The organism is Dyadobacter fermentans DSM 18053, assembly GCF_000023125.1.
Lineage (GTDB): Bacteria > Bacteroidota > Bacteroidia > Cytophagales > Spirosomataceae > Dyadobacter > Dyadobacter fermentans.
The window spans coordinates 426276-450919 of sequence record NC_013037.1 but is presented as its reverse complement, the minus strand read 5'-3'; the positions used below and the strand labels follow the sequence as shown (position 1 = coordinate 450919).

Here is a 24644-nt window from a genome sequence, read left to right as displayed (position 1 = left end):
ATATGAAGAAAGTTTCCAATTCGATCATCCAGCAGTTACAGATCGTCTTTTCATTTTCTATCCTGCTCCTGTTTTTCAGCCTCCTGGCGTCGTATTACAGTACGCAAAAGCTGATCAACAACTCTGAGCTGGTAAACCATACCAATGAGGTACTCATCGAGGCCGAGGCCATTATTTCGCACATGAAAGATGCGGAAACCGGCCAGCGTGGATTCCTCATCACCGCCGACCCGCAGTTTCTGACACCTTATGAGGGTGCCTACGAGAAAACGACCGACAGCTACAACAACCTGCTCGAACTCACCGCCGATAATCCGGTTCAGCAAAAGAACCTGCGCGAGGTGAAAGCCCTGTACGAAGCCAAGTTCGGACAGATGCAGAACATCATCGACATGGCTCGTAAAAACTCCAATTTCGTGGAAGACACCGAGTCGAGGCTGCGCGAGATGATCCGGGGCAAAAAGATCATGGACGACCTCCGCCTGTCCACCGACCGCATCAAGGAAGAAGAAAGCAATGTGCTCAAAGAACGGCTTGAACAGCAGCAGATTTACATTAAATACACTCCTATCCTGCTCGTAGCGGCGGCCCTGATCTCGATCCTGATCACAATCTCGTCCTACCTGCGCATTCGCACGGACATTGGCAAGCGACTCGCCCAGCAGCAGCTCGACGAGGAAAAATATACCGAAACGCTGCGCCGCATCGGCCATATCGAGCGCGTTACCCAGCGGGTGTCGGATGGCGATTACTCTGCCAGAAGCACGGACGAAACCGACGACGAGCTCGGGCGCATTTCCACGGCATTGAATGCCATGGCCGGCTCGCTCGAACAGACATTCAGCGACCTCAGCATTCAGAACTGGCTGCAAGCCGGTGAAGTGCAGGTCAACGACGCCATCCGCGGCGAGCGTGTCCTTAAAAAGCTGGCCAGCAACCTGATCAACACGCTGGCGGCCTATTCGGGCGCGAACCTCGGCACGATCTACATTCTCGATTCGGATTGGAAATTCAGTCTGGCGGGCAGCTTCGCGGTACAGGATGCGCCGCAAAGCGTGCTGGTGGGTCACGGCCTCGCGGGCCAGGTGATTGTGGCAAAAAAACCATTGCTTGTGCGTGATTTGCCCGATAATTATCTCAAAGTAAAATCCAGCCTCGGCGAAGCCAGTCCGGAAGCGCTGGCCATTTTGCCGCTTGTTTACTCCTATGAATGCATTGGTGTGGTCGAGCTCGGGTTCCTGAAAGCACCGGAGGAACTGACGATGCGTTTCCTGGAAGAAAACCTCGAAACGATGGCGAGCGGTGTCAACTCGGCATTGGATTATGTGAAACTGCAAAACTTCCTGGAAGAGACGCAGGCGCAGGCCGAAGAACTGCAAACACAGCACAACGAACTCGAAAACCTGAATGCGGAACTCGAAGCGCAATCGCAGAAATTGCAGGCGTCGGAAGAGGAGCTGCGGGTGCAGCAGGAGGAATTGCAGCAGACCAACGGGGAGCTCGAAGAGCGTAGCGGCCTGCTGGAAGAGAAGAATCTGGAAATACTGAAAAAAGCGGAGGAACTGGAACTTACTACGCGCTATAAGTCTGAATTCCTGGCAAATATGTCGCACGAATTGCGCACGCCGCTGAATTCGATCCTGCTGCTGAGCAGGCTGCTGGCCGAAAATGACGATAAGAACCTGACCTCCGAGCAGATCGAATATGCAACGGTGATCCAGTCGTCCGGCAATGGCCTGCTGGGCCTGATCGACGAAATCCTGGACCTTTCGAAGATCGAAGCGGGGAAAATGGAGCTCGATTACGTGCCGGTGTCGGTAAAGGAAATCTGCGACGATATGAAGGGCCTTTTTGCGCCCGTCGCCCGCGAAAAGGGGCTCGACTTCTCGGTAGCGATCGGAAACGGCGTGCCGCCGGTGATCGAAACAGACAAGATGCGCATGGAGCAGATCTTGAAAAACCTGGTTTCCAATGCATTGAAATTCACCTCGCAGGGTTCGGTGGGCATTACCGTGAAATTGCAGGAAGGCAACGACAGAATGCTGTGCTTCGTCGTCCGCGACACGGGCATAGGCGTGGCGCCGGAAAAGCAGCAGCACATTTTTGAGGCATTCCAGCAGGCCGACGGCTCCACGAAGCGCAAATACGGTGGCACCGGCCTGGGCTTGTCGATCAGCCGCGAGCTGGCCAAGTTGCTGGGCGGGGAAATATCGCTCACGAGCGTGGTGAACGAAGGCAGCGAGTTTACACTATTTGTGCCAATAAAGCCCACCTATGTTGCTGCGGAGCCTGAAACGGGTAATCTTTTCGGCGTTCACCAGGAAGAACCGGCCAGCCAGGCCGCTCCAAAAGTACAAAGCCGGTTTATCAGCACGGTGATTCCCGAAAGCATTCCCGACGACCGCGCATTGGTAACCGAGGCCGATAAAACGATCCTGATCGTCGAAGACGACACGTTTTTTGCCAAATCACTCCTCGACTACACGCGGAAGCAGGGCTACAAAGGTATCGTGTCCGTGCGCGGCGATGAAGGACTGGAACTTGCCAGGACGTTCAAGCCGATGGGTATTTTGCTCGACATTCAACTGCCCGTCCTGAGCGGCTGGGAAGTGATGGACCAGCTCAAAAACGACCCGGAAACGCGGCATATTCCCGTTCACATCATGTCGTCGCACCGGATGAAAAACGAGAGCCTTCAAAAAGGAGCGATCGACTTCATCGACAAGCCGGTGGCGATCGAGAAAATGGACGAGATTTTCAGGAAGATCGAATATGTGATCAGCAAAAAATCTAAAAAGGTGCTGATCGTGGAAGATAACTCCATGCATGCGAAGGCATTGGCCTACTTCCTGGGCACATTTGAGATCCATTCGGAACTGAAAAGCGATATCCATGAAGGCATTCAGGCATTGTCCGGCAATGAGGTCGACTGTGTGATCCTCGACATGGGTATTCCCGACAAGAAAGCCTACGATATGCTGGAAGAAGCCAAAAAGAACCCCGGCTTCGAACACATTCCGATCATTATCTTCACCGGAAAAAGCCTCTCGATGACCGAAGAGCTGCGGATCAAGCAATATGCAGATTCGATCATCGTCAAAACGGCGCATTCTTACCAGCGCATGCTCGACGAGGTATCGCTCTTCCTGCACGTGGTGGAAGAGAATAAGAAGAACGTTCGCCAGAATACCGAAGCGCGTAAGCTGGGCGGCCTCGGTGAGATATTGAACAACAAAACAGTGCTCATTGCCGATGACGACGTGCGGAACATCTTCTCGCTTTCGAAATCATTGGAAAACTATAAAATGAACGTCCTGACGGCCCTTGATGGCAAGGAGGCCCTGCAAAAACTGCAAGAAAACCCCAGTGTGGACGTGGTGCTGCTCGACATGATGATGCCGCAAATGGACGGTTATGAAACCGCCAAGCGCATCCGTGAAAACCCGCAATGGCGCAACCTTCCCGTGATCGCGGTAACAGCCAAAGCAATGACCGGCGACCGTGAGAAGTGTATCAATGCGGGCGCTTCCGATTACATTACCAAGCCTGTGGACATCGACCAGCTGATGTCGCTGCTGCGGGTGTGGCTTTACGAAAAATACTGACCCTCGCAATGGAAAAGAAAAAGATCATGATCGTCGACGATGATTCCCGGAACATCTTCGCGCTTAAAGCCACCCTGAAAGCAAAGGGTTTCGAGTGCATATCGTGCTCCGGGGCGCCGGAAGCGCTGGATATCCTGCGGACGGACGTGCCGGTACATGCCGTGCTCATCGACATGATGATGCCCGAAATGGACGGTTACGAAGCCATTCCTTTGATCAAAAACCTCGAAAGCAGGCATTCTTTGCCCGTAATCGCCGTTACCGCGCAGGCAATGGTGGGCGACCGCGAGAAATGCCTCGAAGCGGGAGCCGACGATTATATTTCCAAACCGATCGATGTCGACAAACTATTGAGGATACTTAGCAATATCTGATTCCATGATTGAAGAGGAAGACATCGACCTTTTGCTGAATGACATGTACGACCTGTACGGCTACGATTTCACGCGGTATTCGCGCGCGTCGCTCAAACGCAGGATCGTGCGCCTTTGCTCCCTCGACAAGTTTCCCAGCTTTGCGGAACTGCGTTACCGCGTGCGCAACGACCCCTCCTACCTGAAACGGTTCGTGGAGGAAATCACCGTGAATGTGACCGAAATGTTCCGTGACCCGGCATTTTACAAGTCGTTACGCGAGGAAGTTCTTCCCGTGCTCGGGACGAAGCCGTTCATCAGGATCTGGCACGCGGGCTGCTCAACGGGCGAAGAGGTGTATTCGATGGCGATATTGCTCAAAGAAGCCAATCTGCTGCGCCGTTCGCTGCTATACGCGACGGACCTCAATCCGAGCGTGCTGGAAAAAGTGCGGAAAGGCATTTTCCCGCTCGCTTTGATGAAACAATACTCTGAAAGCTACATGGCCTCGGGCGGCAGCAAAGATTTTTCGAGCTATTATACGGCACAATACGGGCAGGCGAAATTCGACAACGAACTGTCGGAAAAGATCATCATTTCGACGCATAACCTGGTGTCCGACAGCTCCTTCAACGAATTCGACCTCATCCTTTGCCGCAACGTGCTCATTTACTTCGACAAGGATTTGCAGGACAGGGTGCTCAAACTTTTCGACGCAAGTCTCGGAACGCTTGGTTACCTTGCATTGGGAACAAAAGAAACATTGAAATTCTCGGCCGTACAACACAAGTTCAAGCAACTGAACCGGGAAAAAATATGGAAGAAAATCATGTAAAACACGCCTGCCAGCTTCTGCTGATCGGCGGCTCGGCCGGCAGCCTTGAAGTTCTCTTCAAACTCTTTCCGCTGCTGCGCGCTGATTTGCCGTTTCCCGTGGCCCTGGTACTGCACCGCCGCAACTCGGGCGACTCGTCGCTGTCCGATCTGCTCGCTTCCAAAACCCTGAACCCCACCCACGAGGTAGAAGATAAAGAGCCGGTAGAGCCCGGGACCATTTACCTCGCGCCGGCGGATTACCATTTGCTTTTCGAACACGACCGCACATTCTCGCTCGACTACTCCGAGAAAATCCATTTCAGTAGGCCCAGCATCGACGTCACCTTCGAATCGGCGTCGGAAGTGTATGGCGCGGGGCTTGTAGCGCTCCTGCTCTCGGGGGCCAATGAAGACGGTACCGCGGGCCTGCAAGCCGTGCAACGGGAGGGCGGCAGAGCGGTGGTTCAAAACCCCGAAACCGCGCAAATGCCCTTCATGCCTAACCACGCCATTACGCACATGGCCGTCGACCACGTTCTCGACATTGTCGGAATGGCCAATTTCATCAACGCGCTGGAATAGTATTTATAGCAATCGTTGATTTTTACCATAAAAGCCGGATTCAGTCTTTCTTTTTAAACTGGTTTGTGGGGAGATTTGTGTATAGTTAAACAGTAAGATCATGGCAAAGCCCAATAAAATATACAGCGTTTTATTCAACAAATGTCCGCGGTGCGGCGAGGGCGACTTCTTTGTCACCAAAAGTGCCTATAATCTGCGGAATTTCGATAAAATGAACCGCTACTGCCCGCATTGCGGTGCCGACCTCGTGCCCGAGCCCGGTTTTTACCAGGGAGCACTGTACATCAGCTACGCGCTTTACGTGGCGTTTATGGTGATTTACTTCCTGATTTTCGTGAATTTCTTCCGGGAATACCTCGATTACTTCCTCGCAAGCATCATCCCGATGCTCGTGATCCTGACTCCGCTCTTCTACCGCATGGCGCGGCGGACGTGGCTCGCATTGTTTATCAAGCCGGTGTCGTCTGAGGAGCGGTCGGCTTAGTGCCGTCAGATAGCCGGGCTCTTCCGGAAATCCTCCGGCGTCATGCCGGTTTCTTTCCGGAAGAACTTGGTAAAATAAGAGTTATCGCTGAAATTCAGCTTATAAGCGATCTGGGAGACGGTCAGGTCCAGATTAATTAATAAACGCTTGGCTTCAAGCACGATCCGGTTGCGGATCAGCTCTCCTGCCTGCCTGCCTACGTGCTCCTTGCACAATGCATTGAGGTGGTTTGGCGTGACATTCAGCATTTCGGCATATTGGCCGGGCAGCCTCAGCCGGTCGTAATGCTTGTCGATAAGCCTGATAAAATTCCGCACCGTCGGATTCTTTGATTTTTCCGCACTCTTTTTCCGGTCCACGGAATCGCTCTGCTCGATGAGCAGGAAAATCTGCAACAACAAAACCCGCACTATGTCGTCCCGCCAGGCGGTTGCGCGCTCATTCTGGCTCAGCAGCTCCTCGAACAGCCCACTCACACGTGCCCGGATGTTCTCCGAAAGTGTCACGACATTGTTGCTGCTGTCCTGGTCGAAAAACGAAAACGAATCGAGGTACTCCGGTTGGAGTAGGAATGATTTGAAAAACGAATCGGAGAAATTCACCACGTAGCCTTCCAGCTCTTCATCAAAATCCCATGAATGCACCTGGCCGGGGATCATGAAATAAACCTGAAAAGGCTCGGCCTGAAACCGATGGAAGTCAATGGTATGCGGGCCGCGGCCTTCGGTAAAAAGCACCAGATGGTAAAAACTGTGGCGGTGCGGAAATACCAGACTTTGGTGCTCGTGGCGGTAGTCCGAAAACCGTGCGATCATGATGTGGTCCTCGCGATACTCGGACAGGGTACCGATGTCGAGCCTGGGAAATGCGCCGTGCATGCGTAATCGTGGAATAGGTCAGAAGCGGCAATTTAACGTTTATTCATCAAAACGAACCTACATCTGCCGATTTGAGCCCCGTTTCGTATCTTGCGTGCGTTTGCTTATGCTTCCAAAACCATGTATAAAGCCCTTGCCGTCGCACTTGCACTGTTCCTGCTCGCCCTGGCGTCAGGCCGGAAGACCATCGGTGTCGAAAATTACACGGCGCAGTTTCGAAAAAACGCCGGGCAGTTCGCGCATAGCATTGCCGAAATGCATGCGGCCATCGGACAAGCCGATCCTACTGATTCCCAAAGCATCGAACGGGCAAAGCAAAAGCTGAAAGACGCGCGCCTGGCTTACAAACGGATCGCGTTCTTTCTCGACTATTTCTTCTTTACTTCCTCCCGCATCTACAACCGCCCGCCGCGAAACGAGATTGAAGAACCGCACCTGGAATATATGGAACCGGCCGGTTTTCAATACATCGAAGCAATGCTGTTCGAGGATGCCGGTAAAAACAAAGAAGCCATGCTGGCGCAATGCCGCCTGTTACAAACGGCGGCCGACGACTTGCCCGCGCTGCTTTACCAGTTTGAAGCGTCCGACGCCCAGATTCTCGAAAGTTGCGTTTAGAGCTCGTGCGGGTGATTACATTGAGCATTACCGGCTTCGACGCGCCCTTGTTGAAAAGCGGGCTGGACGAAGCACACGTTTCGCTGCAAACGATCGAAACGGTTTTGCGGCCTTACATGGCCCATGCCGGAAACGATTCGGTACGCAGATCTCTCGCTTCGTGCGAGGCATGGCTGACTGATCATCGTGACTTTGATACATTCGATCACCTGCGTTTTCTCACGGAACATGCATTGCCCTTGCAGGAGCAGCTTGGCGGGATGATTGCCGGAATGGGACTGGAAATCAATGAAAAAGGAGTTTTGAACTACCGCGCCAAAAACATTTTCAGCCCGGATATTTTGAATATGAATGCATTTAGGAAAAATGCAGGCGGCGACAGTGCATTGACCGAGCTAGGCAGAAAACTGTTTTTTGAAACAAGATTGTCGGCCAATGGCACCCGGAGCTGCGCTTCCTGCCACAATCCGGCGCTGCACTTCACGGACGGGCTGCCAAAAAGCAACGGTATCCATCCCGGCCAGGCCACGCGGCGTAATGCGCCGACGCTGCTGTACAGCTCATTTCAGCACGCCCAGTTTTGGGATGGCCGGTCGGCAACGCTCGAAGACCAGGTGCGGGCCGTGATCCACGACAGTCTGGAAATGAATGGCAAGCCTATCGAAACGATCCGCAAACTGGCGCGGAGCCGGTCCTACCGGCGGCTGATCAGGAAGGTTGCGCCCGACCGCCGGGATGTGAACGATACGCTGGTGTACCGGGCGATAGCGGCGTATGTAGGCACGCTCAAACCATTCAATTCGAATTTCGACCGGTATATGGCCGGCGACCGCGCCGCTCTGACCGACGGCCAGAAGCGCGGCTTCAACCTCTTCATGGGCAAGGCGCAATGCGGCACCTGCCATTTTGCACCGCTTTTCAATGGCCTGATCCCGCCGCTGTACACGCTCACCGAGTTCGAAATACTCGGCACCACGGCCACGGACGACCTGGAACACCCGCAAGCCGATGCCGACTCAGGCCGCTTCGAAACCCGGCCGACGCCCTACTACCAGCGCGCGTTCAAAACACCCACCGTACGGAATGCCGCCGTGACGGCCCCCTACATGCACAACGGGGCCTTTGCAAGCCTCGAAAAGGTGATCGACTTTTATGACCGCGGCGGCGGTGCCGGGCTGGGCCTAGACGTGCCGCACCAAACGCTTGCCGCAGAACCCTTGAACCTTACCGATCAGGAGAAATCAGATATCATTGCCTTTTTAGAAGCGCTCACCGATCCTTTATGAAACAACATTTACTCACTTTCCTGCTGCTTATTTCTTTTCTTTCCACGCACGGCCAGGGCACGCTCCTGCGCGGCCCGTACCTGCAAACGGTCACGCCTACGAGCATTGTCATCCGCTGGCGTACCGAGCAGCCGTCCAATTCGGTGGTGAAAATCGGCACAAGCCCGGAATCGCTCGGGCAGACGTTCAGCGACAATGCGGCTACCACCGAGCACGAACTGAAACTTACCGGCCTGCAAAATGAAACACGCTACTATTATTCCATCGGCTCGCAAACGGAGGTTTTGCAGGCGGGCGCACAGAATTATTTCGAAACATCAGCACCGGCGGGCAAGCCGGGTAAATACCGCTTCGGCGTGATCGGCGATTGCGGCAACAGCTCCGCCACCCAGCAAGCCGTGCGGGATAAAATGACCGATTACCTGGGCAACAACTACATGAATGCGTGGCTTCTCCTGGGCGATAATGCCTATTCATTTGGCCGAGATGCGGAGTATCAGGCCCATTTTTTTGCTCAATACAAAAACCATTTTCTCAAAAAAAGCCCCCTGTTCCCTACCCCCGGCAACCACGATTACGATAATGACAACCCGGCCCGCCAGGACGATCACCAGGTTCCCTACTACGATATTTTCACCATGCCTACGCAAGGCGAAGCGGGCGGCGAGCCCTCAGGCACAGAAGCGTTCTATTCGTTCGATTACGGCAATGTCCATTTCCTTTCCCTGGATTCGTACGGCAGAGAAGACAATGCAACCAGGCTTTACGACACGCTCGGCAGGCAGGTGCAATGGATCAAAAAAGACCTGGCAGCCAACAAAAACAAGGATTGGGTGGTAGCCTACTGGCATCATCCGCCCTACTCGAAAGGCTCGCGCGAATCGGACCGGGACCCGGAAATGACGGCCATCCGGGAGAATTTCATCCGCATTCTCGAACGCCTAGGTGTAGACCTCATCCTGTGCGGACACAGCCACGTGTACGAGCGATCCCGGCTTATGGGCGGGCATTACGGGCATAGCAGCACATTCGATGCGGACAAGCACGTGATCGACGGCTCCTCGGCGCGGTACGACGGCTCCGACAATTCATGCCCCTATATCAAAAACACGCCGCAGGCCCGCGGCACGGTGTACGTGGTGGCAGGCTCCGGCGGGCAGCTGGGTAACCTCCGCGCGGACGCCCCTCACAAAGCCATGTACTATTCCGACGCCGAACGTGGCGGCGGACTTATGCTCGAAGTGGAAGGCAACCGACTGGACCTGAAATGGATAGCTGCCGACGGCGTGGTGCGCGACCAGTTTACGATGGAAAAAGGCGTGAATAAGGAAACTACCCATGAAATCGCCCATGACGAATCGGTTGAACTCACCGCGTCGTTCGTCGGAAGTTATGTCTGGGACAGCGGGGAAAAGACGCGGACGATCACCGTCCGGCCTGATGAAGATGCAGAATATACCGTGCGGGACGCTGAAAACTGCATTCAGGATGTTTTTCATGTGAAAGTCCCCAAGACCGATCCCGCCAAGCTGGTGGCTTTTACCGTGAAAAACGACCAAGCCAATGTCGTGACATTGCAATGGACCACCGAAACGGAGACCGAACTATCGCATTTTTTAGTCCAGCGCTCAATAGACGGCCGTACATTTACTGAAATAGGCAAAGTTACCGGCGGCCCCAACTCGCAGCTGTTGAAGGAATATTCTTTTACGGACACACAAAGCGCCACTTTGCCGACCAACCAGGATTACTACTACCGGCTGGCCACGGTTGCCCAGGACGGGCGCGTTGTTTATTCGAGAATCAACCGGGTGTACTTGCTGGACATTGTCCTTTCCGCCGACCCGAGCATTGCACTGGAAGTGGAAATCATTCCCAATCCTTCATCGGCCAGCCAGATGCAGATCCGCACGGCCGGCAATGCCACGCAGCTCGCCGAACTGACGCTCATCGACATTTCCGGCAGGACGTTGCAGACCCGCAAGATGACCATCAGCAACACCCCGGCCACGTTCCTGCCGCCCCAACTCACGGCCGGAACGTATTTTCTGAAAGTGGATGTAAATGGCAGAAGTGTCGTAAAAAAGCTCGCGATCCATTAATGCCTATTTCTTGACAAACCTGCCAGTATGCACGTCTCCGCCCGCATAAGCGACTTTGGCTACGTACAGCCCGGCCGGCAAATGGCTCGTGTCGATCGTCGCGGCGGACAGTTCCTTGTTCAGCAGTTTGAATGCAACCCGCTTACCGGCAGCGTTGTACAGGGCAATCTGTTGCGCATCCCCATTCAATGAGCGGATTATCAGACTGCTCGCGACAGGATTGGGGAAGATTTCAAACTCCGGCAGATTGTCGAAGCGCACCGCCTGAATGCTGCTGAATGCGTAGGTGCCGTCTTGATCGACCATTTTCAGTCGGTAGAGGTTTTCCGCCCGGCGCGGGTCGGGATGCGTGAAAGTGTAACGGTTGAGGTCCGTGCTTTCCCCGGTCGCCTGTATTTTACCTGCTGTTACCCAGGTTTTGCCGCGGTGATCGGCATGTTGTATTTCAAAAAAATCACTATTCGATTCCGAACTGGTCGTCCATTCGAGCAATACCGTCCGGCCTTCCCCGCGGGCGGTGAATGCCACGAGGGTTACCGGCAGCTGCACACACGCCAGATCCACCTGCTCGCGCGTTTCGCAATCTCCCAGGTTTTCGGCGATGAATACCGCCTCGACAGGTTTCGTTTTCAGTATTTCGCAGAATTGCGCCGTTGCACACGTTTCCAGCACCGCATTATTGGCGATAGTCAGCACTCCGCCAATGCTTGTGAGGCCGCTCAGCCCTGCCAGGCTGGTCAGCAGCGAATCCTCGGTGATCAGCAGGCCGCCGCCGATTGTCTGCAATGCGGCCAGGCCGCTGAGGGTTGTCAAACTATCATTGTAAGATATTGAAATGGAATCAGTTACCGAAACGAGGTTATCCAGGCCCGATAGTGTTTTCAGGCTGAAATTTGCTTCGATAAAAAGGCGATCGACGGTGGTAAGGCCATTCAATCCCTCCAAATCGGTGAGAGAGCCATTAGCTGCCACTGCGAGGGTAGCTGCCGAACCGAGCGTTTGCAAGTTCCTTAGCCCTGCCAGACTCGTTAAGGAAGGATTGTAAGTGATTTCGAGATCGCCGTCGATGGTCGTCAGCGACGACAGTCCATCTAGATTTTGAAGTAGCGGATTGAGCGAAATCTGCGCGCCCAGGCCCCCTATCGACGTCAATTGGGAAAGTCCGTCCAGGTTTTCAAGTTGAAAATTGAATGCGATTAGCAATTCCCGGCCCAAAGACGTCACATTCTGCAAGCCGCCGAGCGTTTGTAGGGAAGGATTGAGCAAAAAATACATTCCGCCACCGACCGACGACAGGTTACTCAAAGCCGAAATACTGGTAAGCGAGTCATGTTCGGCGACGGTGAGCGTGCCGCCTATCGAGGCAAGCTGTTCGAGGCCGGAAAGGTCTTCGAGCATCACATTGCCGTCCATATACAATTCGCCACCCACTGAGGTAAGCAAGTTGAGGCCCTGCATATTGACCAGGCTATCATTAAAATCAAAAAAAACATCGCCGCCGACGGACGTTAACCCGTTCAGGCCCGTCATATCCGTCAGTGAGTAATTATTCGTGATTTCGAGATCGCCGTTGATTTGCGTGATATATTCCAGGCCTTGCAGCGACGTCAGAGCACTATTAAAGCCAATTCGGACCGATCCACCTACGGACCAAACCACAAGTTCACTCATCGTTCGCAACGAATTAGTGGTACCGATTACAAGCGAACCACCCACTGTACCCACATGCCTGATCCCGCCGACACTTTCGAGCGCAACATTACCGTCGACGATCAGGTCACCTTTCACGGTCGTAACGCCTTCAAAAGCTTCCAGGCTCAAAAGCGACACATTATTTAAGACCTCGAGAGTGGAATCCACCGTGGCGATATTGTCCAAGCCATCAAGAACCAACAATTTGGGATTGTTTCGAATCGAAATCACTCCGCCTACGCTGGTAAGCGTAATTAAAGGCTTTAAATCCACAATATCGGCGCCTTCAATGATCAGATCGCCCGTCAAATTCACGCAGCCGGGGTTGTCTGCGGCAAAACTGTTCAATGTGGCCTGATTGTTAAAGACGAGATCGGTCGGGCATTGCGCCAGCGTAGTCAAAGGCAGCAACATGACCAGCAGGAGGTAAATTTTTCTCACAAAATGAAGGGTTTAAGGTTATTAAAAGATTTTCAGGCGATTATACTAAAAACCTTTGAACAGCCAACCCGTCATTTCGTAGTATTAGTTCCAAATCTTATCGAACGCTATTTTGCGGCCTTTCATCTGGCTGGCGGTGCTATCGGTGCCCCATTATGATTTCCTTCACTCCCTCACAGAGATTCTTGACCCGGTGGTAAGAAGCGCGACTGTTTTCGTCCTTATCGAGGTAAATCATAATCTCCCCCGGAGCAGACTCCACCGTCAGTTTCGTCTGGTCGTCGAGCACGGTAACAATCTTCGAATCCCGCTCAGGATCAACACGAACCGGCGAAATGTGCTCACTAATAAACCGGCTGATCGCTGGCGACTTATCCTCATCGAACTGTGCCGTAAACCGGTAGTAATCATCATCGTCCTTCACTTTAATGGACGTATCCCCGGAATTACACGCCACCATCATGGCAACGAGCGCGAATTGAATGCGTGAATTTACTTTCATGGCTAAAATTGTTTTACAAGGTACTATGCAATATACAGTACTAGAATGTAATCTGCAAGTAGCATTGGGTGAAAGGTTTGCTTGCGAGTCCTGGTGAACACGTCGGCAACAAGCTCACCCCACTTTCCGCATCGCAATCGTAAACGTACTCCCCGCTCCCAGCTCGCTCTCCACGGTGAGCGTGCCCTCCTGGGCTTCCATAAATTCCCGGCTGATCGCCAGACCGAGGCCCGTGCCTTCTTTTGTGGAGCCGGGTACGCGGAAGTAGCGGTCGAAAATCTTGTCCTTGTATTCCTGCGAAATGCCCTGGCCGTTGTCGGTGACGGCGATGCGCACGCACTGGTCGTCTTCCGAAAGGGAAATGCGGATCGTGGAGTGGTCGTAGGAGTAGCGGATGGCGTTGGAAACAAGGTTGGTGAGTACCCATGCCGTTTTTTCCGTATCTGCGAGCACGTCCGAATGCACGCCGTTTTCTTCCGTTTCCAGCCGAATGTCGCGGTTTGCGGCTTGCGTTTCGTTCGCCGCGATGGCATAATGTACCATTTCGCGAGGCGAGGCGGCGGCGATGTTCAGCTGGATTTTGCCGCTCTCGACCTGGGTGATGTTGAGGAGTTCGCCAGTGATTTTCAGTAGGCGGTCGGCGTCTTCGCGGATGCTGTCGATCAGGCCGCGCTGTTCTTCATTTGTTTCGCCTACGCGCTCGTTCCGCAGGAGGTCGAGGGTAATTTTAATGGAAGAAATAGGCGTTTTGAGCTCGTGGGAGACATTAGCTATGAAGTTCGTTTTGGCAAAATCCAGCTCTTTGTAGGGTGTTACATTGCGGAGGATGATCACATGGCCGATCGACCGCGGCCGGGCCTCGCCGGTGGGAACGATCGAAATATCGACGTATTCTTTCTCAAAATAGCTTTCCTTATCGTCGGCATAAATTTTCATCGGCGCGGCTTGCCCGCTGGTTTTTGGCCGCGGTTCCACCAGGTCCTGCACCAGCGAGCGGACGAGGTCGTTATGGACGGCAATGTCCGTGGCATTCCGGCCGACGAGCCCGGTTGCCTGCAACCCGGTCACTTTCCGCGCTTCCTCGTTGGCAAAAATCACCGTCCGGTTTTCATCCAGGCCGATCACCGGGTCGTGCATATTGTCGATCAGCGTCTCCACCCGTTTCTTCTCGATCATCAGCCGGGCAAGGTTGCTGCTATTATATTCTTCCAATTTCTCCGCCATTGTGTTAAACGACTGCGCCAGTTGCCCATACTCATCCCGACTTCCGAAATGCACCCTTTCCGTGTAGTTTTCATTGGCGATTTGCCGGATACTCTCGGTGAGTTCGCGGATCGGGTTGGCAATGTTGCCGGGCAGGTTTACAAAAAGCGTGAATGCGATGATGAAACACAATGTGCCCGTAATGCCGATCCATACCATTGAGCTTTTGGCCGTTTGGCCGGCAATGTAACTTTTGCGGGTGATGGCGTCGAGGTTAATGCCCATGATTTCCAGCGCGTCGCTGCGGATCTGTTCTATGGCAGCCTTGTCGCGGATATTCATTTTCAATTTTTCGAAATGCCGCGTCAGCTGCTCCGTCACTTCCTTTTCTCCCGCTTCGGTAACATTGTGCTGCTGGGCTTCGAGGTTCTTTTTAAATGCATCCAATGCCCCCGCGTGCACTTCCAGCTCATCAAGCGCCCGAAGCATTTGCCGGCTGTATTCCAGCGAGTTATGATTCGCGACCAGAATATTGCGTGAATCGGCCGAAAGCAGGCTAACCTGCCTGATGCCCACCACCGCAAGCACGGTGATCATGGCGAAAAGCAGGCCTATCCCCAGCCTCAGTTTGGTTTTGATCTTCATTTCAGGAAAGTATTACGAGGTCAATGTCGGAAGAAGACATTTTATTTAAAAGCCCGTTAAAAACATTCGTGGCGAGAATAACCTTGAAAAGATTCAAATGCGGCTTACCGATGCAAATCGTCGTGATCTTGTTCTTTTCGGCCACCTCCACGATCGTTCTGGCAATGCTGCCGCTTTCCATTTTGATGACATTCCCGCCGAGTTCGGTAGCCAGTTTGAAATTGTTGATCAAATGCCGCTGCTTCGCCAGCCCGATCCTGCTCGCCGACTCGCCGGGCGTTTGCACGTACAGCAAAAACCAGCTGCTATGGTAGTAATTCGCCAGTCGCGCCGTTTTGCGGATCACGTTCCGGGCCGTTTTCTCGTTGCTGCTGATACACGCCAGGAAGCGCTCGTGTTTGAGCACCATTCCCGGCTGAATTTCGCTTTCGACCTTCCGCTCCACCTGCGAGGCCACTTCTTTGAGCGCGAGTTCGCGCAGTTGCAGGATGTGCTGGGGTTTGAAGAAATTCTGCAATGCGGCCTGTATCTTCTCTTCCCGGTAAATTTTGCCTTCTTTGAGCCGGGTAATAAGCTCGTCGGCCGTGAGGTCAATATTCACGACCTCGTCGGCCATGCCGAGCACCTTGTCGGGAATGCGTTCGGCGACTTCCACGCCGGTGATCTCTCGTACCTCCTGGTTCAGGCTTTCGATGTGTTGTATATTAACGGCCGAAATCACATTGATACCCGCTTCGAGAATGTCCAGCACATCCTGCCAGCGCTTGGCATGCTTACTCCCTTCGATGTTGGAATGCGCCAGCTCGTCGACGATCACCACTTCCGGCCGCAGGGTAATTACCGCCTGCACATCAAACTCATCCAGCTCCTTACCCTTGTAAAACAACTTGCGCCGCGGAATCACGGGCAGCCCTTCGAGCAATTCGTGTGTTTCCTTGCGGTTGTGCGTTTCGATATAGCCGATCTTCACGTCGATCCCCGTGCGCAGGAGCGCGTGGGCTTCCTGCAACATGCGGTAGGTCTTGCCCACACCGGCGCTCATCCCGATGTAGATCTTGAATTTACCTCTTCTCGATTGTTTGATCAGTTGCAGGAAGTGTTCGGCGCTGGTTTCCATTTTGTTTTAATTCAATGCAAAGGTGAGTGCGGTGGTCATGTAGGTGCTGCTTTTGGACACATCCTGGCGGTCGAGGTGGCGCACCTCAATGCGCCACATGACCTGAGGGGTGATCTGGTAATCGATGTTCAGCGACGTGCCGAGCGTGCGGAAACCTTCTTCATGGTCAGTGCTGATAATGACGCCCTTGCGATCGTGATAATATTCGCCCCTCGCCGCGATATGGATTCTCGAAGAAGGCGAAAAGCGCAGGATCATCACTGGCACGTACACGGTGTTGTAAGTGCTGCTGCGCTTCGATTTCTGCTCGCTGCCGATGTCGAAGCCGGTTGTCAGGCCCCATTTCTCCGAAAGCTGGAATACTCCGTAAATATTGTGATAATACCGCATTTGCCGGGTACTATCAGGCTTGTCGCTGCCGATGAATGTGCTGTAATTCAGCGTCACGGCCGCATTGGGCTTATAAGTAACCTGGGTCCCGAAAGCGGGCATAGTGTTACCGTCTACCCGCTGGATGCGCTGCCAGCCGTTGAGGTACACCGCTGCCAGGTACCATTTCGAATCCTGACTGGTGAATCCCAACTTCAAACCCGTCTCAAAATAGGGTGTATTTTCAGCCACCAGGCTGCGCGTCAGTGCCCAGTTGTCCTTCCCGATGGCACTCTCGAAACCGATATGCGACGGCATAATGCCCGCATCGAGCCAGAGGTTGTGGTTTTTCGAAATCTTCACCCCCGCGTTTGCCTCGAATACGTTTTTCAGCACGCCGGGCTCGGCGGCGTAGTTCGCATTCATGTAGGTACCCGCTGCCAGCGCCAGGTTGGCACGCACTCGGTCGCCGGTAAAACTGCCTTTGAGAAACGCCAGGTTTATATTCACCTCGCCGGTCCTATTGTGGTTGTAAATAAAGCCGGGCATGGTATGGCTGTCATTTTTAGCGAAATCCTGCAAGTAATACGACTCCACATACGCGCTCACCGCGAATGGCGAGGTCGCGGCCGCGGCGCCAGTTTGCGTTGAATCCTGGGCAATCGCGTTTGAAACGGAGGCAATGGCAAGCGCACTTAAAATCAAAGTTTTCATAAAAAGGTAATCTGTTCAATTCTAGCCGCGCGGTGAAAGAAAGCGCTGCCCGCTGCGACGGCACTGGAAACGGGCGGCGCCTTTTGAGGTTATTTCAATTGATCCAATGCGAGGTTCAACCGCAGCACGTTCACTTTCTCCGGCCCGAACATTCCGAGCAGCGGTCCTTGAATGTGCGCTTTCACAAGGTCTTGTAATGTCTGCACAGGCACATTCCGAATCTTCGCAATACGCTCAACCTGCACGAGCGCGGCTTTTTCAGAAATATCCGGATCGAGGCCGCTGCCGCTGGCTGTGACCAGCTCCACGGGAATGTCTGCCTCTTGTACATTGGGATTGTGCACGAGAAAAGTATCGATACGCGCCTGCACCACAACCAGGTACTCCTCATTCGAAGGGCCCTTGTTACTCCCGCCGCTACCAGCCGCATTATAGCCCACCGCCGAAGGGCGCGAATTGAAATACTTGTCATCCGTAAACGACTGCCCGATATTGGCATAATACCGCTTACCATTTTGCTCAATGATCTCGCCCTTTCCCTGATTCGGAAAGAGCTGCGCCGCCCCTAAAACCGCCAGCGTATACACGCCGGAGAAGAATATCAGCGTCACGACTGTCAGTCGGACCGCAGGGAGAATGTGTTGTTTCATGGTATTTATATTTTTATTTTTGAGAAAAAAGAAATCGCACTATGTATAGGAAAGTTTTTGTCGCAGAAAATGCTGAGGACCTGAACGTCAGGCTGCCTGATGAGTACCTCCATAAGGGTATAGAAGTGATTGCGTTCGATTTGGACGAATCCATCGAAGAACTTAAAGCGAGTAAGAGAGAGGCTGCTGAAAAGGCTATTGAAGTCTTTGACACGATTCTTGTAGACCGTTCCGGTTTCAAATTCGATCGCGATGAAGCTAACGAACGATAACTTTTTCATTGACACCAACATCGCACTATACCTGATCGATCTGAATGAAATTGACAAGAGGCGGGCTGCTATCGCTCTGATGCGGAAAGTTCCTTTTATCAGCCCCCAGGTAGTTTTTGAGTGCATCAACGTCTGCTTGCGAAAGCACAAGATGGATCGTGAATCGGTTACATTGTTTGTCAACTGGCTTACTGCTGCATCACTTATCGTTCCTGAAAACGCGGCAGTCGTCCATTCTGCACTCTCGCTGATGGACAGGTATCGGCTACAACCTTTCGATGCCAAAATCGTAGCATCGGCGCTCGAAGCGCAATGCGATATTTTATATTCGGAAGACATGCAGAACGGACTTGTCATTGATAACCGGCTGGAAATCGTCAACCCTTTCATCTAACACTCAAAACCAAACGCTAACCAGCAAATCAATCGCCTTGATCCCCGCAAAAGGCACGAGTACCCCACCTAACCCGTAAATCAGCAAGTTCCGTCTCAGCAATGCGCTGGCGCCGATGGGTTTGTAGGCGACACCTTTCAGTGCCAGGGGAATCAGCAGCGGGATGATGACCGCGTTGAAGATGATGGCCGACAAAATGGCGCTTTCCGGGCTGTGCAGGCGCATGATGTTCAGGCCCTGCAAGGCGGGAATGGAGGCGATAAACAGCGCAGGCACAATGGCAAAGTATTTGGCGACGTCGTTGGCGATGCTGAATGTCGTGAGCGTGCCGCGGGTCATGAGCAGCTGCTTGCCGATTTCAACGATTTCAATGAGTTTGGTAGGGTCATTATCCAGGTCCACCATGTTACCCGCTTCCTTGGCGGCCTGCGTGCCGCTGTTCATGGCCACGCCCACGTCCGCCTGCGCAAGGGCCGGTGCGTCGTTGGTACCGTCGCCCATCATGGCTACCAGTTTGCCCTTTTGCTGTTCGGCTTTGATGTAATTCATTTTATCTTCCGGCCTGGCTTCGGCAATGTAGTCGTCCACACCGGCCTTTTCAGCAATGAAGCGTGCCGTTAGCGGGTTGTCGCCGGTCACCATCACGGTTTTGACGCCCATTTTGCGCAGCCTTTCAAAACGCTCTTGAATGCCGGGCTTGATGATGTCCTGCAACTCGATCACACCGATTACCTGCTCATTTTCAGCCACTACCAGCGGCGTACCACCGTTGCTGGAAATATCTCGCACTTTCTCCGCAGTTTCCGCCGGAAATTCGTGGCCTGCTTTCGCGGAGAGTTTCAGGATTGCGTCCGATGCGCCTTTGCGGATGCGCGTTTCGAGGAAATTGATGCCTGAACTTCTCGTTTCGGCCGTGAACCCGATGAATGTGGGGTTTTCGACCCTCAGCTGATCGGAAGGCAGGCCTGCAAGCTCGATGATCGATTTTCCTTCGGGCGTTTCGTCGGCGACGGAACTCAATGCGGCGGCACGGATGAAGTGATTTTTATCGACACCTTTCGCCGGCCAGAAATCGGTCGCTTTGCGGTTCCCGATGGTGATGGTGCCCGTTTTGTCGAGCAGCAGGGTGTCGATGTCCCCCGCCGTTTCCACCGCTTTTCCGCTTTTGGTGATCACATTGGCACGCAGGGCGCGGTCCATGCCGGCAATGCCGATGGCCGACAGCAAGCCGCCGATCGTGGTGGGAATGAGGCACACAAATAGCGAGATGAATGCAGCAATAGTTATGGGTGTGTTTGCAAAGTCGCCGAAGGGTTTCAACGTAATGCAAACGATGATAAACACGAGCGTGAAACCGGCCAGCAGGATCGTCAATGCGATTTCGTTCGGCGTTTTCTGGCGGCTGGCCCCTTCCACGAGGGCAATCATTTTGTCGAGAAAGCTCTCGCCCGGCTCGGTGGTGACCCTCACCTTAATCCGGTCGGAAAGTACCTTGGTGCCGCCGGTAACGCTGCTTTTGTCGCCGCCGGCCTCGCGGATCACGGGCGCCGACTCGCCGGTAATGGCGCTTTCGTCGATCGTGGCAAGGCCTTCGATGATCTCGCCGTCGGTAGGAATAATGTCCCCCGCCTCACAGAGGAAAACATGGCCCTTGCGCAGCTGGGATGATGGGACGGTTTTGACCTCATCCACATACATATCCCCTACTGTCTGAATCCATTTGGCCGGCGTTTCTTCCCGCGTTTTCCGCAAACTGTTGGCCTGCGCCTTGCCGCGCGCCTCGGCAATGGCTTCGGCGAAATTGGCAAACAGCAAGGTGAGCAGCAGGATCAGGAAAATCACCAGGTTGTAAACCACACTTCCCTGCGATTTTTCACCCGAAATAATCCAGATATTGACGATCAGCATCACCAGCGTCCCGATCCAGACGGTGAACATGACCGGGTTGCGGAACATAATCCTGGGGTTGAGCTTCACAAATGATTGTGCGAGTGCTTCCCTTACGAGTTCTCCCTGAAAAAGGGATGTATTTTGAGCTTTCATTTCTGATATTCAGTTAATTATTGCATTGAAAAATATTCGGCGATCGGCCCGAGGGTCAATGCTGGGAAAAAGGATAATGCGGTGATGATGACGATCACGGCAAACACCATGATGCCGAATGTCCCGGTGTCGGTTTGGAGCGTGCCCGCACTTTGCGGCACATGCTTTTTGCCCGCCAGAATGCCCGCAATGGCTACCGGGCCGATAATCGGAATGAACCGCGAGAGGATCAGCACGATCCCGCAGCTGATGTTCCACCACGGCGTATTGTCCCCCAGCCCCTCGAAACCGCTGCCATTATTGGCTGCCGAAGAGGTGTATTCATAAAGCATTTCGCTAAACCCATGAAAGCCGGGATTATTGAGCGTACCAGCCGTAAGCCCCGGCAGCGACACGCCTAATCCAGTGGCGGCGAGGATCAGCAGCGGGTGCAGCAAGGCCACAATCATGGCGATCTTCATTTCGCGCGCTTCGATTTTCTTGCCCATGAATTCGGGCGTGCGGCCGACCATTAACCCGCTGATAAACACCGCGAGGATGATGAATATGTAGAAGTTCAGGATACCCGCGCCCGCGCCTCCGTAGAATGCGTTGGTCATCATGGAGAGCATTTGGGTAAGCCCCGACACCGGCATGAAGCTGTCGTGCATGGAATTGATGGAGCCCGTGGAGATAACGGTCGTGGCTATACTCCAAAATGCGGAGGCCGTGGTCCCGAACCGCGTTTCCTTTCCTTCCATGGCGCCGCAGGACATATCAATCCCCATTTGCGCAATTTTCGGGTTGCCGTGCAGTTCGGTGACGATCGTCGGAATGGTGAGGAGCAAAAAGCCGAGCGTCATCACGCTGAATATCATCCAGGACAGCCGCTTTCTTTTAACATAATAGCCCAATGCGAAAATCATTGCCAAAGGGATGATCATCTGGCCGAACATTTCGGTCATATTGGTGGCGTAGTTGGGGTTTTCGAGCGGGTGGGCCGAGTTGGCACCGAAAAATCCACCGCCATTGGTCCCTACATGCTTAATGGGCACGAATGCGGCGACCGGGCCGGTGGAAACCTGCACGGTATCGCCTTGTAGGGTAACCATGGTATCCTTGCCGTTGAATGTCATCGGCGTGCCGTTTGATAGCAGGATTAGTGCAATCACAAACGAAACCGGCAGCAGGATGCGGGTGCAGGATTTGACGAACAGGTCGTAGAAGTTGCCGAGCTTGTCGGTCGTGCGTTCTTTAATGGCCATGATCACAACCGCCGCGGCGGCCATACCGGTGCCGGCGGTAACGAATTGGAGGAACATCAGGAACAGTTGCCCGAGATAGCTCATGCCCGTTTCGCCCGAGTAATGTTGCAGGTTACAGTTCACGACGAACGAAATGGCGGTATTGAATGCCAGGTCGGCGGACTGCGATGGGTTGCCGTCGGGATTGAGCGGAAGCCATCCCTGGTTCATCAGAACCAGCATGCCGAGGAAAAACCAGACCATGTTGATCGTCAGCAATGCAAACAAATGCTCTTTCCAGCTCATTTCAACATTCGGGCGAATGCCACTCAACCGGTAAAATCCTTTTTCAAGAGGGCCTAAAACGGGATCGAGGAGCGTTTTTTCTCCTCCATATACTTTCGCAATGTACTTCCCGAACGGAACCGCCAATGCGACCGTGCCGACGAACAATGCGATAATGCCAAATAATTCAGTATTCATTGGATTGGGTGTTTTAGAATTTTTCGGGCTTCACGAGTACATAGCACATGTACACGAAAACCAGGATCGAGACGATGAATAGTGCGGCCATGATTTCAGATCTTTTCGAAAAAGTGGACGATTTTGTAAAACAGCGCGAAACTCAAAGCGCCGGCTGCCAGCAGAAGGAGTGTTGTCATGATTTTGAAATTTTGATTGAACTCTGATTGCAGCATGACAAACCACTTCCGTTCCGGCGCGCGGCCGCGCCGGACAAATCATTGTCTTTCTGTCGATTACGTCAAAAGGGATTTTTTCGGCACAAAAAAAGCCTATCAAAATGATAAGCTTCTTTATCAGAATGGAAATGCCCGCGGACGCTCAGAGTTTGTACTCGTCGATCTTGCGGTACAAGGTAGCGATGCCGATTTCGAGCAGGCGTGCCGCTTCGGCCTTATTGCCGCCGGTGTAGTTGAGGACTTTTTGCAAATGCAGTTTTTCAGCGCTTGCCAGCGAAAATGCCGACAAGCTCCTGGCACCGTCCTGCGCCGGATGCTGCATTTCAAACGGCAGGCTGGCGACGTCCAACACAGGTCCGTCGGTGAGTATAACGCTCCGTTCGATCACGTTTTTGAGCTCCCGGATGTTGCCGTTCCAGGGATTTTTTTCCAATGCAGTGATAAAATCGGCCGACAGCGAGGTGATTTTCTTGTTGGTTTTCAATGCAAACTGTGCCGCGAAGCTACTCGCCAGCGCGCCGATATCGGCAGTGCGTTCACGCAGGGCGGGCAATGTGATCTGGAACACGGATAACCGGTAAAACAAATCGCTTCGGAAATCGCCGGCTTCGATTTGTCTGGGCAAATCGCGGTGCGTGGCGGCGATCACGCGCACATTCACTTTGGTTGGATGCGTTTCCCCGATTTTAATAAACTCCCCCGATTCGAGCACGCGTAGCAGCTTGGCCTGCAATTCGGGTGCGAGCTCCCCTATTTCGTCCAGAAAGATGGTTCCGTTGTTCGCTTCCTCGAACAGCCCTTTTTTGTCCCGCACGGCACCGGTAAAGGCGCCCGCCTTGTGCCCGAACATCTCGCTTTCGAGCAGGTCTTTTCCGAATGCGGAGCAATTCACCGCCACAAACGATTTCTTGGCGCGGGCGCTTGCCTGATGAATGGATTGTGCGAAAACCTCCTTTCCTGTGCCGGTTTCACCCAGCAATAGAACCGTCGTGTCGGTAGGCGCCACGCGTCGGGCCAGTTCGATGCTCGCTTGCAGTCTTTTCGATTTGCCGATGATCGCGTCGAAAGAATGCCGCTCGCCGAGCTGCTTTTCCAGCCTTACCACCCGCCGGTTCAGTTCGGCCTTTTCGAGGGCTTTGTAAAGCAGCGGGATGATCTTGTTATTGTCGTCGCCCTTGGTAATGTAGTCGAAAGCGCCGTTTTTAATCGCTTGCACGCCGTCGGGAATGTTGCCATAGGCCGTGAGCAGGATCACTTCCAGCAGCGGCTGTTTTTCCTTCAATGCTTTGGAGAACTCGACACCATTGCCGTCGGGCAGCTTCACATCGCAAAGCACGACGTCGATATCCAGCTGGTCCAGCTTCTTCCAGGCCGTGCGCACATCGCCAGCCTCGATCACCTCAAACCCTTCCAGCCGGATTACCCGGCCCATCAGGCCGCGCAGTTTTTCCTCGTCGTCGACGATCAGTATTTTCTTCATGTGTTGAAATGCCGTGGTTTCAGGCCGCGCGCGTCAGATGTATTGATTCGGGTGCAGGCAGTATGCCCAGTAATCGTAGATCACGCGTATTCTGTTTTTAAGGTCGTCGAAGCTGTTTTCCTTTTTAAAAAACCCCTGAATGGTCGATTCATAGGCCGTTTCGATCACCAGCGGATTATCGGCCGTGCTCAGAAACACGAACGGGATCGATTTCTTCCGCAGATATTCGTTCTTGTCAATCCGCTCCCGCAGTTCAAGGCCGTTCATAACCGGCATGTTAATGTCGCAAATGATCAGAAAGGGTTGCTCACGCGTGGTTTCCAGGTATAGCAGCGCTTCGACGCCGTTATTGAAAAACAAAAGCTCGTTGGGTATGTCAAGCTCCTCGATCACGCTTTTGATTAAAAATTGATCATCGGCGTCGTCCTCTATCGAAATAATCGGTCCTACTATTGACATGCCCCGGGGGTTAAT

At 53.3% G+C, this 24644-nt stretch carries 22 protein-coding genes; 10 read left to right on the top strand and 12 right to left on the bottom strand.

What is annotated here, in order from left to right; translation table 11 throughout:
- Positions 1–2 precede the first annotated feature (2 nt).
- The 5 genes from DFER_RS01945 (at position 3) to DFER_RS01925 (ending at position 5840) form a co-directional block, all read left to right on the top strand.
- The gene (locus DFER_RS01945; RefSeq protein ID WP_012780010.1) at positions 3–3605 is read left to right on the top strand and encodes a response regulator; all 3603 of its coding nucleotides are present in this window, start codon (positions 3–5) and stop codon (positions 3603–3605) included.
- Between the two features lie 8 nt (positions 3606–3613).
- Positions 3614–3979 (top strand): response regulator, encoded by a 366-nt coding sequence (locus DFER_RS01940; RefSeq protein ID WP_012780009.1) that lies wholly within the window; start codon positions 3614–3616, stop codon positions 3977–3979.
- 4 nt (positions 3980–3983) lie between these two features.
- Positions 3984–4793 carry a CheR family methyltransferase gene (locus DFER_RS01935; RefSeq protein ID WP_012780008.1) on the top strand — a complete coding sequence of 270 codons (810 nt, stop codon included), beginning with the start codon at positions 3984–3986 and terminating at the stop codon, positions 4791–4793.
- Positions 4775–5356 carry a chemotaxis protein CheB gene (locus DFER_RS01930; RefSeq protein ID WP_012780007.1) on the top strand — a complete coding sequence of 194 codons (582 nt, stop codon included), beginning with the start codon at positions 4775–4777 and terminating at the stop codon, positions 5354–5356. Before DFER_RS01935 ends, DFER_RS01930 begins: the two co-directional genes overlap by 19 nt.
- Positions 5357–5456: 100 nt before the next feature.
- Positions 5457–5840 (top strand): DUF983 domain-containing protein, encoded by a 384-nt coding sequence (locus tag DFER_RS01925; protein ID WP_012780006.1) that lies wholly within the window; start codon positions 5457–5459, stop codon positions 5838–5840.
- Between the two features lie 5 nt (positions 5841–5845).
- Here DFER_RS01925 and DFER_RS01920 read toward each other — a convergent pair whose 3' ends face one another.
- On the bottom strand, positions 5846–6718 hold the full coding sequence (locus tag DFER_RS01920) for an AraC family transcriptional regulator (RefSeq protein ID WP_012780005.1): 873 nt from the start codon (positions 6716–6718) through the stop codon (positions 5846–5848).
- Positions 6719–6838: 120 nt separating this feature from the next.
- On the opposite strand from DFER_RS01920, the gene DFER_RS01915 reads away from it, so the two are divergent.
- From DFER_RS01915 to DFER_RS01905, 3 genes are read left to right on the top strand one after another with little or no spacing between them, the layout of a single operon-like run.
- Complete coding sequence (locus tag DFER_RS01915) at positions 6839–7336, top strand: hypothetical protein (protein ID WP_012780004.1); 498 nt, start codon at positions 6839–6841, stop codon at positions 7334–7336.
- Positions 7327–8622: a cytochrome-c peroxidase gene (locus DFER_RS01910; RefSeq protein ID WP_012780003.1), complete on the top strand. Its 1296-nt coding sequence runs from the start codon at positions 7327–7329 to the stop codon at positions 8620–8622. The genes DFER_RS01915 and DFER_RS01910 overlap by 10 nt, the downstream gene beginning before the upstream one ends.
- Positions 8619–10724, top strand: coding sequence for a metallophosphoesterase (locus DFER_RS01905; protein ID WP_012780002.1), 2106 nt, complete (start codon positions 8619–8621; stop codon positions 10722–10724). Before DFER_RS01910 ends, DFER_RS01905 begins: the two co-directional genes overlap by 4 nt.
- Before the next feature lie 3 nt (positions 10725–10727).
- Here the strand turns inward: DFER_RS01905 and DFER_RS01900 are convergent, their stop codons facing one another.
- The 6 genes from DFER_RS01900 to DFER_RS01875 all read right to left on the bottom strand — a co-directional run bounded on the left by DFER_RS01900 (position 10728) and on the right by DFER_RS01875 (position 18057).
- Entirely contained in the window at positions 10728–12857 is a 2130-nt protein-coding gene (locus DFER_RS01900; protein ID WP_143828629.1) for a T9SS type A sorting domain-containing protein, read from the bottom strand.
- Between the two features lie 139 nt (positions 12858–12996).
- The gene (locus DFER_RS01895) at positions 12997–13359 is read right to left on the bottom strand and encodes a hypothetical protein (protein ID WP_012780000.1); all 363 of its coding nucleotides are present in this window, start codon (positions 13357–13359) and stop codon (positions 12997–12999) included.
- 114 nt (positions 13360–13473) lie between these two features.
- Positions 13474–15207 carry an ATP-binding protein gene (locus DFER_RS01890; RefSeq protein WP_012779999.1) on the bottom strand — a complete coding sequence of 578 codons (1734 nt, stop codon included), beginning with the start codon at positions 15205–15207 and terminating at the stop codon, positions 13474–13476.
- A 1-nt stretch (position 15208) separates the two neighbouring features.
- Positions 15209–16324, bottom strand: a complete 1116-nt coding sequence (locus tag DFER_RS01885) for a universal stress protein (protein WP_012779998.1) — start codon at positions 16322–16324, stop codon at positions 15209–15211.
- Between the two features lie 6 nt (positions 16325–16330).
- Positions 16331–17407, bottom strand: a complete 1077-nt coding sequence (locus tag DFER_RS01880) for a porin (RefSeq protein WP_012779997.1) — start codon at positions 17405–17407, stop codon at positions 16331–16333.
- Between the two features lie 89 nt (positions 17408–17496).
- Complete coding sequence (locus DFER_RS01875; protein ID WP_012779996.1) at positions 17497–18057, bottom strand: K(+)-transporting ATPase subunit C; 561 nt, start codon at positions 18055–18057, stop codon at positions 17497–17499.
- 41 nt (positions 18058–18098) lie between these two features.
- On the opposite strand from DFER_RS01875, the gene DFER_RS01870 reads away from it, so the two are divergent.
- Together DFER_RS01870 and DFER_RS01865 are read left to right on the top strand one after the other, a co-directional pair.
- On the top strand, positions 18099–18329 hold the full coding sequence (locus DFER_RS01870; protein WP_012779995.1) for a hypothetical protein: 231 nt from the start codon (positions 18099–18101) through the stop codon (positions 18327–18329).
- A complete protein-coding gene (locus tag DFER_RS01865) occupies positions 18310–18723 on the top strand; it encodes a PIN domain-containing protein (RefSeq protein ID WP_012779994.1) in 414 nt (137 codons plus the stop codon). The genes DFER_RS01870 and DFER_RS01865 overlap by 20 nt, the downstream gene beginning before the upstream one ends.
- 3 nt (positions 18724–18726) lie before the next feature.
- Here the strand turns inward: DFER_RS01865 and kdpB are convergent, their stop codons facing one another.
- The 5 genes from kdpB to DFER_RS01845 form a co-directional block, all read right to left on the bottom strand.
- Positions 18727–20766 (bottom strand): potassium-transporting ATPase subunit KdpB, encoded by a 2040-nt coding sequence (gene kdpB / locus DFER_RS01860; RefSeq protein ID WP_012779993.1) that lies wholly within the window; start codon positions 20764–20766, stop codon positions 18727–18729.
- Positions 20767–20783: 17 nt separating this feature from the next.
- The gene (kdpA, locus tag DFER_RS01855) at positions 20784–22472 is read right to left on the bottom strand and encodes a potassium-transporting ATPase subunit KdpA (RefSeq protein WP_012779992.1); all 1689 of its coding nucleotides are present in this window, start codon (positions 22470–22472) and stop codon (positions 20784–20786) included.
- Between the two features lie 13 nt (positions 22473–22485).
- Complete coding sequence (locus DFER_RS30810) at positions 22486–22563, bottom strand: potassium-transporting ATPase subunit F (RefSeq protein WP_083769202.1); 78 nt, start codon at positions 22561–22563, stop codon at positions 22486–22488.
- Between the two features lie 269 nt (positions 22564–22832).
- Complete coding sequence (locus DFER_RS01850) at positions 22833–24170, bottom strand: sigma-54-dependent transcriptional regulator (protein WP_012779990.1); 1338 nt, start codon at positions 24168–24170, stop codon at positions 22833–22835.
- A 33-nt stretch (positions 24171–24203) separates the two neighbouring features.
- On the bottom strand, positions 24204–24629 hold the full coding sequence (locus tag DFER_RS01845; protein ID WP_012779989.1) for a response regulator: 426 nt from the start codon (positions 24627–24629) through the stop codon (positions 24204–24206).
- Positions 24630–24644 lie beyond the last annotated feature (15 nt).